This is a genomic window from Prolixibacter bellariivorans ATCC BAA-1284, assembly GCF_000621705.1.
Lineage (GTDB): Bacteria > Bacteroidota > Bacteroidia > Bacteroidales > Prolixibacteraceae > Prolixibacter > Prolixibacter bellariivorans.
This window is the reverse complement of record NZ_JHXO01000010.1, coordinates 97,442-110,546: the sequence shown is the minus strand read 5'-3', so window position 1 is coordinate 110,546 and position 13,105 is coordinate 97,442. Positions and strand designations below refer to the sequence as shown.

General features: G+C 45.9%; 8 protein-coding genes. 4 read left to right on the top strand and 4 right to left on the bottom strand.

Going from position 1 to position 13,105, the window contains the following annotated elements:
• Positions 1-45: 45 nt before the first annotated feature.
• The 4 genes from T426_RS0113850 to T426_RS0113830 all read left to right on the top strand — a co-directional run bounded on the left by T426_RS0113850 (position 46) and on the right by T426_RS0113830 (position 9,744).
• Positions 46-5,604: an alpha-2-macroglobulin family protein gene (locus T426_RS0113850; RefSeq protein WP_027585860.1), complete on the top strand. Its 5,559-nt coding sequence runs from the start codon at positions 46-48 to the stop codon at positions 5,602-5,604.
• Positions 5,605-5,624: 20 nt separating this feature from the next.
• Entirely contained in the window at positions 5,625-7,997 is a 2,373-nt protein-coding gene (gene pbpC / locus T426_RS0113845; protein WP_153637571.1) for a penicillin-binding protein 1C, read from the top strand.
• Positions 7,998-8,087: 90 nt separating this feature from the next.
• The gene (locus T426_RS0113840; RefSeq protein WP_025863104.1) at positions 8,088-8,762 is read left to right on the top strand and encodes an inorganic pyrophosphatase; all 675 of its coding nucleotides are present in this window, start codon (positions 8,088-8,090) and stop codon (positions 8,760-8,762) included.
• A 184-nt stretch (positions 8,763-8,946) separates the two neighbouring features.
• Positions 8,947-9,744 carry a CPBP family intramembrane glutamic endopeptidase gene (locus T426_RS0113830; protein WP_025863105.1) on the top strand — a complete coding sequence of 266 codons (798 nt, stop codon included), beginning with the start codon at positions 8,947-8,949 and terminating at the stop codon, positions 9,742-9,744.
• 23 nt (positions 9,745-9,767) lie between these two features.
• Here the strand turns inward: T426_RS0113830 and T426_RS0113825 are convergent, their stop codons facing one another.
• Genes T426_RS0113825 through T426_RS0113810 form a run of 4 tightly spaced genes read right to left on the bottom strand, consistent with a single transcriptional unit; the run spans position 9,768 to position 12,985 of the window.
• Positions 9,768-10,256, bottom strand: a complete 489-nt coding sequence (locus T426_RS0113825) for a dihydrofolate reductase (protein ID WP_036985456.1) — start codon at positions 10,254-10,256, stop codon at positions 9,768-9,770.
• Positions 10,253-11,047 (bottom strand): thymidylate synthase, encoded by a 795-nt coding sequence (locus T426_RS0113820; protein ID WP_025863106.1) that lies wholly within the window; start codon positions 11,045-11,047, stop codon positions 10,253-10,255. Before T426_RS0113820 ends, T426_RS0113825 begins: the two co-directional genes overlap by 4 nt.
• A gap of 35 nt (positions 11,048-11,082) precedes the next feature.
• Positions 11,083-12,456: an MFS transporter gene (locus T426_RS0113815; protein WP_234406387.1), complete on the bottom strand. Its 1,374-nt coding sequence runs from the start codon at positions 12,454-12,456 to the stop codon at positions 11,083-11,085.
• Positions 12,374-12,985 (bottom strand): bifunctional nuclease family protein, encoded by a 612-nt coding sequence (locus T426_RS0113810; protein ID WP_025863108.1) that lies wholly within the window; start codon positions 12,983-12,985, stop codon positions 12,374-12,376. The genes T426_RS0113815 and T426_RS0113810 overlap by 83 nt, the downstream gene beginning before the upstream one ends.
• Positions 12,986-13,105: the final 120 nt, after the last annotated feature.

The following is a 13,105-nucleotide window of genomic DNA, read 5'->3' as shown; positions in this document are numbered from 1 at the left end:
TCCATTTCAAGCAAAAAACAAAAGTTTACCAAATAGACCTGAGAAATGAAACTTGCCTTTCGATTGGCAACAATTCTTGTTGCACTATCCATTCTTGTATCATGTAATGATAAAGGGAAAAAACAAGCATCTGCTCCGGATAGCGGATTCGGACAATATGTTAGTCGCTATACGAGTGGCGTTATCTCGGTGAAAGCGCCGATTATAGTTGAGCTGAATCAGGAGCCCAAAAATCCGAAACAACCCGGAACAGAAGTTGATGGCAAGTTGATAACACTGTCTCCTTCCGTGAAAGGAACGGTTCAATGGATGGATGCCCGAACGTTGGCTTTTACGCCGTCGGAACCGATGAATTCGGACACTAAATACGAGGTGAAGGTTGCCCTGGGTAAGCTGGTCGATGTTCCGGATAAGTACAAGGTGATGAAGTTTCCGGTGAAAACGATCCGGCAATCATTTACTGTAAACAATCTGGCCATAAAAGCATTTGATGATCAGGATTTAAAGTGGCAGTATTTATCAGGAATGGTTCACACGGCCGATGTGGCTTCGGATAAGAATGTAGAGTCGCTGGTGAAGGTTACCCTGAATAATCATTCGTTACCGCTGATTTGGGAACACAGTGGTGATGGCAGGAATCACACATTTACGACCGATAGTCTGGAGCGGACCAATGCAACGCAGGAATTGACCGTCAGTTGGAATGGCAAGCCGTTGGACGTGAATAGCGAGGGCGAACAAAAGGTTGAGTTGCCGGCTCTTGACCAATTCAAGGTAACCGAAGTTCGCGTGGTGCAGCAGCCGCAACAATATCTCGTGCTTCGTTTCTCAGATCCCTTGGATAAGGAGCAAAATCTTGAGGGTTTGGTAACCATCGATAAGAGCAGTAAGAACTTGCGTTTTCTGGTCGACAATAATACGTTACAGGTTTTTACTCCTTCACCTCTTACCGGGGAGCATCAAATCTATATCTCCGAAGGAATCCGGAATGCACTGGGTTACAAGCTGGGAAAAAGTTCCGGCATGGCAGTGCGGTTTGAGGATTTGAAACCGGCAGTAAAGTTCATAGGGAAAGGAACCATTATGCCTTCATCCGACGGATTGATTCTGCCATTCGAAGCTGTCAATTTGAGAGCGATTGATTTGCGGGTGATAAAAATTTACACCAATAATATTCATCAATTTTTTCAGGAGAATCAATACGACGGAAATTCCGATATCAAACGGGTCGGCCGGCTTATTCTGCAAAAGCAAATCAATCTGAATGTTTCCTCGTTTTCTAAGTTGAAGAACTGGAATACATACAAAATCGATTTAGCTAAGCTGATAAAGATTGAGCCGGGTGCTATTTATCGGGTGCAGATTCGGTTTCATAAAGATTATTCAGTTTATGGCATGAGTAAACTGTCCGACCATCAAACTTCGGCCATTGATGAACTGGAAGCTTCGCGCAAGCAGGAGAAAGAGATGGAGCAATGGGACGAGCCGGGTTGGTACAGCGACTATTATTATCCGGATGGATATGATTGGTCACAGCGCGACAATCCGGAGAATATCTCTTATTTTAACTCCAATCGATTTGTTGCAAAAAATCTGTTTGCGACCAATCTGGGCATCATTGCCAAAGGCGGCAACGACAAGTCGATGAATTTTGCCGTGACCAACCTGAAGACAACCGAGCCTGAATCAGGTGTTGCATTGAAGATCTACAATTATCAGGATCAGTTGATGGAAACACTGACCACCGATGCGGATGGTTTTGCGAATGTTCAGTTGAAAAATAAACCTTTCTTGCTGGTTGCCGAAAAGGATGGTCAATACGCCTACCTGCGTCTGGACGATGGTTCATCCCTGTCGCTTAGTAATTTCGATATCACAGGAGGCGTCGTTCAGAAGGGAATCAAAGGATACATCTATGGAGAGCGTGGCGTTTGGCGCCCTGGCGATCGCATTTACCTGACCTTCATTTTGGAAGATAAAAACCATCAGTTGCCGGAACAGCATCCGGTGATTTTTGAATTGGTCAATCCGAAAGGGCAAACGGTGAGTCGACAGGTAAAAACGGCCGGTGAAAACGGATTTTACTGTTTTACCGCCAAAACCGATGCAGATGCTCCTACCGGGAATTGGCAGGCAGTGCTAAAAGTTGGTGGACAAACCTTCACGAAACGTATCAAGGTAGAGACGGTGAAGCCCAACCGCTTAAAAATCAATCTCGACTTTCACGCGAAGCAGTTGATTTATTCCCCGGAACCGCTGCATGGCACGTTGAAAGCAACCTGGCTGCATGGCGGTATTGCCAAGAACTTGAAGGCTCGCATTGCAGTCAATTTCTCAGCGGCAAAAACGGCATTCCCGAAATACGCCAACTATCAATTCGATGATCCGTCTAAGGATTTGGTCTCGGAAGAGCAAAATATTTTCGATGGAAGGCTGAACGAAAAAGGCGAGACCGGAGTCGATTTTAAGTTGCCGAAACTGACTTCGGCACCCGGAATGCTGAATGCTTTTTTCACAACCCGTGTTTTCGAAGAAACCGGTGATTTTAGCATCGATGTACAGAAAATTCAGTATGCGCCTTATAGTTCTTTTGTGGGTATTAAGTTGCCGGGTTCCGAATCGGGCTGGTACAAAACCGAAACGACTTATCCGTTGGATATCGTAACCGTTAACCCGAAGGGAGAACCGGTTTCCCGGAAGGGACTAAAAATTAGTGTGTACAAAGTGGACTGGCGCTGGTGGTGGGATTCCGGCGAAGATCACCTGGCGCGTTACGTGACGGGGCATTATCGTCGGCCGGTGCTGCAGGGAACCGTCAATACGGTCGATGGAAAAGCTAAGGCTTCACTCAAAATTCCGTATAAGAACTGGGAAGACAATGGCCGTTACCTGATTTACGTGACCGATCCGGTAAGCGGACACAGTACCGGAATAACCGCTTACTTTTCGAAGTGGGGCGGATGGGCCACGGACGGTATGCAGGGCATGGCCACCATGTTGGCATTTAAGGCCGACAAAGACAAGTACAAGGTTGGCGACAAAGTGACGGTGACTATTCCTTCCGGGAAGAATGGCCGGGCGCTGGTGAGCCTGGAAAATGGCTCAAAGGTGCTGAAAATGTTCTGGGTGGAAACGAAAGAGAAAAACACCGTCTTTCAGTTTGATGTAACGCCTGATATGGCGCCGAACATTTTTATTCACATTTCCCTGATTCAACCACACGAACAAACAGAAAACGACGCGCCAATACGACTGTATGGCGTCATCCCGATCATGGTGGAAGATCCGACGACACACCTCCAGCCCCAGATTGAAATGCCAGATGAACTGGCGCCGGAAAAGCCATACGAGGTGAAAGTGTCGGAAAAGAATGGCCGCAAGATGACTTACACGCTGGCTGTGGTGGACGAAGGTCTGCTCGATTTGACGCGTTTCCAAACGCCCGATCCGTGGCCGGTCTTTTATGCGCGGGAAGCACTCGGCGTGAAAACCTGGGACTTTTACGATAATGTGATTGGCGCTTACGGTGCTCGTCTCGAAAAAGCTTTTGCTGTGGGTGGAGACCAAAACCTGGCCGCTTCGAAACGGAAAAAGGTCAACCGCTTTGAACCGGTGGCACAGTTTATCGGTCCTTTCACGTTAGAAAAAAATCAGACGCAGACGCACACGCTGAAAATGCCCAATTACGTGGGTGCCGTTCGCGTGATGGTCGTTGCCGGAAATGAAGGCGCTTATGGGAAAGCCGATAAGTCGGTGAAGGTCATCAAGCCGTTGATGTTGTTGGGAACTTTGCCCCGCGTGCTGGGACCGGGCGAAGAGGTAAAACTACCGGTCAACGTGTTTGCCATGAAACCGGAAGTGAAGGATGTGACGGTGAAAATAGAGCCTAACGAACTTTTCACACCCGTCGGAAGTCGTACACAACAAATCCATTTCAACGAGATTGGCGATCAACTGGCCGGTTTCAAACTAAAAGTGGCTGATAAGACTGGAATCGGTAAAGTGAAAATTACCGCGCAAAGCGGAAAATATACCGCCAGCTACGAAATCAAGCTCGACGTTCGGCCATCGAATCCACGCGTGACAAACGTTTTGGAGCAAATCATTCAGCCTGGACAAACCTGGAAAACCAGCGTGACAGCTCCGGGAATGGAAGGAACCAATACGGCCAGTCTGGAACTTTCGGGTATTCCTCCCCTCGATTTGAGTCGCCGGTTGAATTACCTGATTCATTATCCGCATGGTTGCATCGAACAGGTAACTTCCGCCGTTTTCCCGCAATTGTTATTGAATCGTTTGATTGAAATTCCATCGGATAAAGAGAGTCAAATCGAAGATAATATCCGGACTGCATTGAATAAGTTGACTACTTTCCAGTTGAGCAACGGCGGATTCAGTTACTGGCCAGGTTCGGCATACGCTTCGCCGTGGGGTAGTAACTATGCGGGGCATTTCATCCTCAAAGCAGAAGAAGCCGGTTATACATTGCCTTACGGCATGAAGAGCAAATGGCTGAACTATCAGCAGAATATGGCCCGCAACTGGAAAAATGGTTCGAATCGCTACCGGCAATCGGATCTTATTCAGGCTTACCGTTTATATACGCTGGCATTGGCACAGCATCCCGACATGGGGGCAATGAATCGTTTGCGGGAAGAGAAAGATGTCAGTACCATGGCTAAATGGCGATTGGCGGCGGCTTATGCAGTTGCCGGTCAACCGGAAGTAGCGTCGCAAATCATCAGCGGACTCAGCCGGGAGGTAAAAACCTACCGGGAATTGTACGGAACATACGGCTCCAACTGGCGCGATGAGGCGATGATCCTGGAAACACTTTCGTTGATGAACCGGAAAACGGAGGCTTTCCCATTGGTAACGGAGCTGGCGCATCAGCTTTCAACGGACGATTGGATGAGTACGCAAACCACGGCTTATTCATTAATCGCTATTGCTGAGTTTGCCGGGAAACAAAAGCTGACCGATAAGTTGTTGAAAGCGAGCGTCGCTGTTGGCAAATCTTCCGCGAAAGCGGTAACGACCAACAAGCCATTATGGCAGCAATCGGTCGCTTTGATTAACAACAAGTCGGCGGAATTAAGTGTGAAGAATGAAACCGCTGACATCATGTATGCCCGCCTTATCACCGAAGGCATCCCTGTAACGGGCGACACCACATCGGTACAAAACAATTTGTTTATGGATGTCCGGTACACCGATATGCAGGGACACAAAATCGATCCGTTGAAACTGGAGCAGGGAACTGATTTTGTGGCTGTCGTCACGGTTCAAAATCCCGGACAGAGAGGAATCTACCGTGAAATGGCGCTCACTACGATTTTCCCGTCGGGGTGGGAAATTATCAATCAGCGACTGAATGATGTGCCGAGCTCATTGCAAAACGATGCGTTCGATTACCAGGATATCCGCGATGACCGGGTAAATACCTATTTTGAGTTGAAACCGAATGAACGAAAAACTTTCCGGGTGATGCTGAATGCATCTTACGAAGGGAAGTTCTACCTGCCTTCGGTCCTCTGTGAGGCGATGTACGATAACCGCATCAGTGCACGGCGGCCGGGACAATGGGTGGAAGTCGTTAAATAGTTTTCCCGGAAGATGGACGAATGAGCATGAGGAAGTTGAGGGTTCGGAAAAAGTGGAAGATGTATGTTGGTGGTGGACTGCTGGCACTTTTCGTGTCTTGGTGGTTCAGCCTACCCAATCCACTTTTTTCGGACCCTTGCTCTACCGTCATCGAAAGCGAAAACGGATCATTGCTTGGTGCCCACATCGCCAATGACGGGCAGTGGCGTTTTCCCGAAATTAAATCGTTACCGGAAAAGTACAAAACCGCGGTTCTCGCTTTTGAGGATGAGCATTTTTACCAGCATCCCGGGGTCAATCCACTGGCACTGGGACGCGCGATGATTCAGAATATCCGGAACGGGCGAATTGTTAGCGGAGGAAGCACGATTACCATGCAGCTCATTCGTCTTTCCCGGAAGGGAAAACCGCGTAACCTTTGGCAAAAGCTGGTGGAAATGGCACTGGCTGTCCGTGCCGAGGTGCGTTATTCCAAGGATGAAATCCTGTGTTTATATGCTTCTCATGCTCCTTTCGGGGGAAATGTTGTCGGGTTGGACGCAGCGGCCTGGCGGTATTACGGTCGCAGTCCCGACCAGTTGTCGTGGAGCGAGGCAGCTACGCTGGCCGTTTTGCCCAACGCGCCTTCGCTGATGTATCCCGGAAGGCAAAACAAGCTGTTGCTGGCGAAACGAAACCGGTTGCTTGACCGGCTGGAACATCAGGGGAAAATTGACTCGATGACCTGCCGGCTGTCCAAACTGGAGGTGCTTCCGAAAAAAGTTTATGCTATTCCGCGAATTGCTCCACAGTTGTTGAACCGGGTTTTAACTGAACATTCTGGTGAACGCATTAAAACGACTATAGAGCGTAATCTGCAGGAGCATGTGAACGATGTGGTCCGGCAACATCTTGTTTCTCTTAAAGCCAACGGCGTTTTTAACGCGGCGGCTTTGGTGTTGAATATGGAAAAAGGAGAGGTGCTCGCATACATTGGAAACGATCCGGACAGGGGGAACGGTGAACATGGCGGGGATGTGGATGTGGTAACTGCTCCGCGAAGTTCGGGAAGTATCCTGAAACCTTTCCTTTATGCCGCTATGCAGGATGACGGTTTAATTCTTCCCAACACGTTGATTCCGGATATTCCAACGAATATCGGTGGATTCAGTCCGCAGAACTTTGACCTGAAATTTGAAGGAGCCGTTCCCGCTTCCATGGCATTGTCCAAATCGCTGAATATTCCGGCCGTCCGTATGTTGCGTGATTTCGGCGTCGCCCGTTTTCATTCATTGCTGAAGCAATTGCATTTTTCCACGCTAAACCAACCAGCTGGGCATTACGGACTTTCGCTGATTTTGGGAGGCGGCGAAGTGGATTTGTGGGATTTGGCCGGAGCTTATTCGTCGCTCGGACGCATCCTTATACATTACGAAACGGCGGACGGAAAAGCATTGGCGAATGATTTCCGGGAACCGTCTTACCAGGAAAAGAATTATTCGAAACTGGAAGCGAAAAATATTCCAATTTCGGCCGGAGCCGCATGGTTAACTTTTGAAGCATTGTTGAAGGTCCATCGGCCGTCGGAAGAAGCCGGCTGGGAATCATTCGCCTCTTCCTGGAAGGTTGCCTGGAAAACCGGAACCAGCTTTGGCTTCCGTGATGGCTGGGCCGTGGGGCTCGATAGGAATTACCTGGTAGCCGTTTGGTGCGGCAATGCCGACGGCGAAGGTCGTCCCGGGCTGACCGGAACAACAGCTGCCGCGCCCATCATGTTCGATATTTTCCATCTGCTTCCTGCCGGAAAGTGGTTTACGCAGCCGGTGGATGAGATGGTCAGAGTCCCCTTATGTCGCGAAAGCGGATATCGGATGGGACCCTATTGTACCGATGCCGATACGACGTGGATTATGCTGAAAGGATTGAACACAAAAGCCTGTCCGTTTCACCGGTTGGTGCACCTCGATCCGACCGGGAAATGGCAGGTAACAAGTCAGTGTGTGGCGGTGGACAAAATGATTCACAAATCGTGGTTTGTGCTGCCACCCGTAATGGAGTGGTACTATAAGCGAAGAAATACGTTGTACAAACCGCTGCCGCCTTTTCGGCCTGATTGTGCCGAAACACCTGCCTCAAAAGTGATGGAGATGATTTACCCGCGGGAAAACAACCAGGTGTTTGTGCCCGTACAACTGGATGGTTCGCCCGGGAAAGTTATACTGGAAGCAGCTCATGCCAATCCGGATGCTGTGATTTACTGGCATCTCGATGATAAATACCTCGGGCAAACAACAGGAAAGCACCAGATGCCAGTGAGTCCGTCGGTAGGGAAACATCTCATTACCTTAATTGACGGTCAGGGTAATGAACTGAGGAAGTCCATTGTGGTAGTGGCAGGGAAGAAAACTGGGTAAAGAATAAGATGTTGTTCAGTTGAATAATAGGCAGGTTTGAACCAGTCCTTGAATCTTTTGTTTAGTTTTGTGTCTTAAAATAAATGAACTATGGCTGATAAATTTTCGGATCCGATAGGCCGGCTGATGGGGTTGCGCTATAAATCGCATCCCTGGCACGGAGTGCATATCGGTAGTGAAGCTCCGGAAAAAGTGACCGCTTATATTGAAGTGGTTCCAACAGATACCGTTAAGTACGAGGTAGATAAAGATACAGGCTACCTGAAAATCGACCGCCCTCAGCGGTATTCCAATGTGGTTCCCGCTCTGTACGGTTTTATTCCACAGACGTATTGTGGCAAACAGGTCGGTGATTATTGTAGCGAGAAAACCGGGCGTCCCGGAATAAAAGGTGATGGTGACCCGATTGATATTGTGGTATTGACTGAGAAGGCCATTCATCACGGTGATATTCTGGTATCGGCTCGTCCTATCGGTGGTTTTCGGATGATTGACAAGAACGAAGCGGATGATAAAATCATTGCGGTTCTGGATAATGACTTTGTCTACAGTCATTTTACTTCACTCAAAGATGTTCCTGAAAACATTATCATCCGGTTGAAACACTATTTCCTTACCTACAAGGATATCCCGGATGAAGTTCGTAATTCGGAGATTACGCATATTTACGAACATGATGAAGCGATAGAGGTGATCAAACGATCGATTGCCGATTATAGCCAACGCTTCGAGAACTTAGGAAAACTTTTATCGCTTGACGATTAAACAAGATAGTTCCCCGGACCAAAATCCGGGGATTTTTTTGTGTTAGAAATTCCGTTCGTCAGAAAGTTTACGGCCTTCACCATATAAAATCGGCCATTCACGGAAAAAAGTTGATTGTCTCGATTAATGATTCTAATTTCATTTCAGCATCATTCGTATCGATAGGTGTATTGAAATTAGGATTATGAAAAAAAGATTCAGTTTTACCTCCTATTCCAATCAGTACTTGCCACCACTAAAATGGTTGTTTTTTGTTGGCTCTATTGTCGTTTTAGCCATCTGGATGCTTCTGGGTATCTCAGAGCTTTTTCACTGGGAGGGCAATAATTTCCTATTTCATGGCGGAATATGGGTGGTAACAATGCTGATTTTGTATGCTGGTGTGAATTTTTGCGGAGCAAAAGCGGTTGATTTAAGGATTCGGGCATTGCCTACACTCGTTATCCCGATGGTAATGTTGTTAACAGTTGTTTTTGCTTTAGGGGCAGGGCCATTGCATTTTCTGCAACCCATCGATCTCAGAGGAATGAATCCTCATCCATTTGGATTGACTCCTAATCCTTTAACGTTCATCTTATTTGTCATCCTGTTGCCATTAATTGAAGAGTTCTTTTTCAGGGGAATGTTATTGGGGCACATGTTGCTAAAACTCAATGTTACCAAGGCAATTGTTATCTCCTCTTTTTTTTACTCACTGGCACAATGGGGGAATGAACACCTGCTCACGGCCCTCCTGTTAGGGGTGGTTTCCGGTTTGTTATATGTCACTACCCGATCACTTTTTTCGAGTATTATTTTTCACATTGCCTGGAATTTTCTCATTTTCTTTTCCTGGCTGGATGGTAATCCATTGATATCGATTGCGAAAAATCAATTGCCAGATGATAATGGAAGGTTGCTTTTTGAGGAGGTTGGTCTTGCTCTCGGAATGATTGCCATTTTTTACCTGATGCACCGAATAGTACTACGACAAAACAGATAAATAAGGAAAGCAATTCGAATAGCTTAACGCTGAAGAGTGAGGTAAGTGTAATCGAAATTATTCTTTTTGTCGTGATGCTCTTCCCGTTCCAGTTCTTCCCATTCAGTATAGTCTATCTCTGGGAAAAAAGTATCGGCATCAAACTTCTCATGTACCAGGGTTAGGTAGAGTTTTCCTGCGATAGGATAGAATTGTTCATAAATCATCCCTCCGCCAATAACAAATACCTCCTTTTCGTTTTTCACTTTTTCAATGGCTTCTTCTATACTCCGAACAATTTCAACACCTTCGAATGATTCCAGTGATTGTGAGATAACAATATTTCTTCGGTTGGGAAGTGGACCGTTAGGGAGTGACAACAACGTGTTTTTTCCCATGATAATGGGATGACCAGTTGTAATCCGCTTGAATCGTTTCAGATCATCAGGTAAATAAAACAGCAGATTATTGTTGCTACCAATTGCATAGTTTTTGGCAATGGCTACAATGATGGAGATATTCTGATGAATCATACCGATACTTTTCCTTTGATGTGTGGGTGCGACTGGTAACCGACCAACTCGAAATCTTCGTATTTGAAATCGAAAATGCTTTTCACCTCCGGATTGATTTTCATCTGCGGCAGCGGATACGGTTCGCGCGTCAACTGCAGTTTTACCTGCTCCATATGGTTATTATAGATATGCGCATCACCTAATGTATGCACAAAATCGCCCGGTTTCAATCCGGTTACCTGTGCCATCATTATCGTCAGCAAAGCATACGAGGCAATGTTGAAGGGTACACCCAGAAAAATATCAGCACTTCGCTGGTACAGCTGGCACGAAAGTTTACCATCATTTACATAAAACTGAAAGAGGATGTGACACGGCGGTAAATTCATCTCGTCGAGTTGCCCAACGTTCCATGCACTCACAATGATGCGGCGCGAAAGCGGGTTATTTTTTATCTGATCGATGGCATTGGAAATCTGATCGATGTGCTCACCTTTCGGTGTAGGCCACGACCGCCACTGGTAACCATAAATAGGCCCCAGTTCGCCATTTTCGTCAGCCCATTCATTCCAGATTCGTACGCCGTTTTCCTGCAAATACTTTACGTTGGTTTCACCTTTCAGGAACCAAAGTAGTTCGTGAATAATCGACTTCAGGTGCAGCTTTTTGGTAGTCAATACCGGAAAACCCTCCGACAAATCGAAACGCATCTGGTGACCGAAAACACTAAGGGTTCCGGTTCCGGTGCGGTCCTCACGCGGAGCACCATTATCGAGAACATGCTGGAGTAAATCGAGGTATTGTTTCATCGTCTAAATTTTCATGAGCTCAGCTCATTGTCCATTCATGATAGTTCCAATTTCTTTTTAGGAGTATGTTTATATTTAAACAAAACCATAAATAAAATAGCAACAATCAATGCATATATTGCGAATGTATACCAGATAGATGGCCAATCTAGCGAACCATTGCTGCCGGTAAAAAACATTTTTATAGCATATCCTGCAGCAACATTCCCAAGCACAGCACCTACTCCATTGGTCATCATCATAAACACTCCCTGGGCTGAATTTCTAATTTTCTCGCCTGTTGCTTCTTCTACAAACAAAGCTCCTGAAATGTTGAAGAAATCGAAAGCCATACCATACACAATACATGAAGCAAAAATCGATACAATGCCCCACAGGGTTGGCCCCGCAATACCGAATAAGCCAAAACGCAACATCCATGCGAACATGCTCATCAGCATTACTTTTTTAATACCAAACCGGCGTAAAAAGAATGGGATGGTAAGAATGAACAGTGTTTCCGATACCTGAGAGACAGATAGAATTATGGTACTATATTCTTTAGTGAACGGATGATTTACACTGCTAATGAATGCATCGCCATAAGCATTCGTGAGTTGAAGTGCGGCTCCCAGCAAAATGCTAAAAATAAAAAACACAGCCATTTTAGAATCTTTGAACAGACTAAAAGCTTGCAATCCTAATTTGTCGACCAGTTTTTTAGAGCCTTTCATTTTGTTTTCGGGCTCAATGGAAGGAATTTGTGTAAATGTAAAAATAGACAAAACAACTGCACCCGCTGTTCCAATCAAAAAGCTATAACCGGCAAAATATCCTTTCGTAAAAATATCAGGTACAGCTAGTTTAACGATATTGGTAATCCACATAGCTGCAATAAAACCAATAGTACCCCAAACCCTGATAGGAGGAAAGGCCACTTGCGGATCTTTTCCTTCCCGCACAAGCAACTCAAATCCAATGGAATTATTAAGTGCAATGGTTGGCATGTAAAAGCACATGGCTAACAACATGAATCCAAAAAACACCCACGGATTATTAATCATTGGCAATATGCATAGCGTAATAGCAAAGAGTAAATGTAGTATACCAAACAAAACGTTTGATTTTACCCATTTGTCGGCGATAATACCAAATAGCGCTGGTGAAAACAGCGATGCAATTCCCATTGTGGAGAAGATAATGCCAAATTCGGCACTATCCCAATGCTTCACGCCAAAAGCATACGTGCCTAAAGTCATCATCCAGGCGCCCCATACGAAGAACTCTAAAAAGTTCATCAATATTAAGCGCATTTTAGTATTGTTCATAAATGCCTGTGAAAATGAATTAATCTTCTTTTTTTCTTCTTGATATTTCGTCTCTGATTTCGGAGGCTTTTTCGTAATCCTCTTCCGAGACAGCTTTGTCAAGCATGGTGTTGAGCTCTTCGGTAGAATAAACAGAATAGTCAGAATCTTCGTCATCTTCCGGTCCAACCATTTCTTTCTCTGCGTCTGAGTTCTCGTCCTCTTCGCTTTCCTCTTCCTCGAAATCGAGTATGATACCCGCTTTATCCAGAATATCCTCCGTAGTATAGATAGGACATTCAAAACGGAGGGCGAGGGCTACAGCGTCCGAAGTACGCGAATCGACAGTTATTTTACTTCCGTCTTGTTCGCAAACGAGTTCGGCATAAAAGATGCCTTCTTCCAGCTTATGGATGAAAACTTCAACGACATCGATATGAAAGGCCAACGCCGTGTTTAAAAACAGATCGTGGGTTAACGGTCGGGGAGGTTTCAAACCTTCAAGTTGAATCGCAATTGCCTGCGCCTCTACGGCGCCGATTATGATTGGAATTCTCCTGTTACCATCTTCTTCCGACAGCACAAGAGCATAGGCTCCCGACTGGGTTTGACTGTAGGATAATCCAAGAATATTAAGTTTTATTTTTCTCATCAGGTCTTAATGGTATCATAAAGACTATGAGAACAAATATAAAAATAGTTTAGGGATTTTAAGGGGTAAAGGGATGAAACCACCATGCAGGGTTGATTTATAGCGTGAGTAAAGTCAAAA

Bases quoted from the DNA above. Each gene is read 5' to 3' on its own strand.
- T426_RS0113840 (WP_025863104.1), top strand. From the start codon at position 8,088: ATGGCTGATAAATTTTCGGATCCGATAGGCCGGCTGATGGGGTTGCGC.
- T426_RS0113825 (WP_036985456.1), bottom strand. From the start codon at position 10,256: ATGATTCATCAGAATATCTCCATCATTGTAGCCATTGCCAAAAACTAT.
- T426_RS0113830 (WP_025863105.1), top strand. From the start codon at position 8,947: ATGAAAAAAAGATTCAGTTTTACCTCCTATTCCAATCAGTACTTGCCA.
- T426_RS0113810 (WP_025863108.1), bottom strand. From the start codon at position 12,985: ATGAGAAAAATAAAACTTAATATTCTTGGATTATCCTACAGTCAAACC.
- T426_RS0113820 (WP_025863106.1), bottom strand. From the start codon at position 11,047: ATGAAACAATACCTCGATTTACTCCAGCATGTTCTCGATAATGGTGCT.
- pbpC (WP_153637571.1), top strand. From the start codon at position 5,625: ATGAGCATGAGGAAGTTGAGGGTTCGGAAAAAGTGGAAGATGTATGTT.
- T426_RS0113850 (WP_027585860.1), top strand. From the start codon at position 46: ATGAAACTTGCCTTTCGATTGGCAACAATTCTTGTTGCACTATCCATT.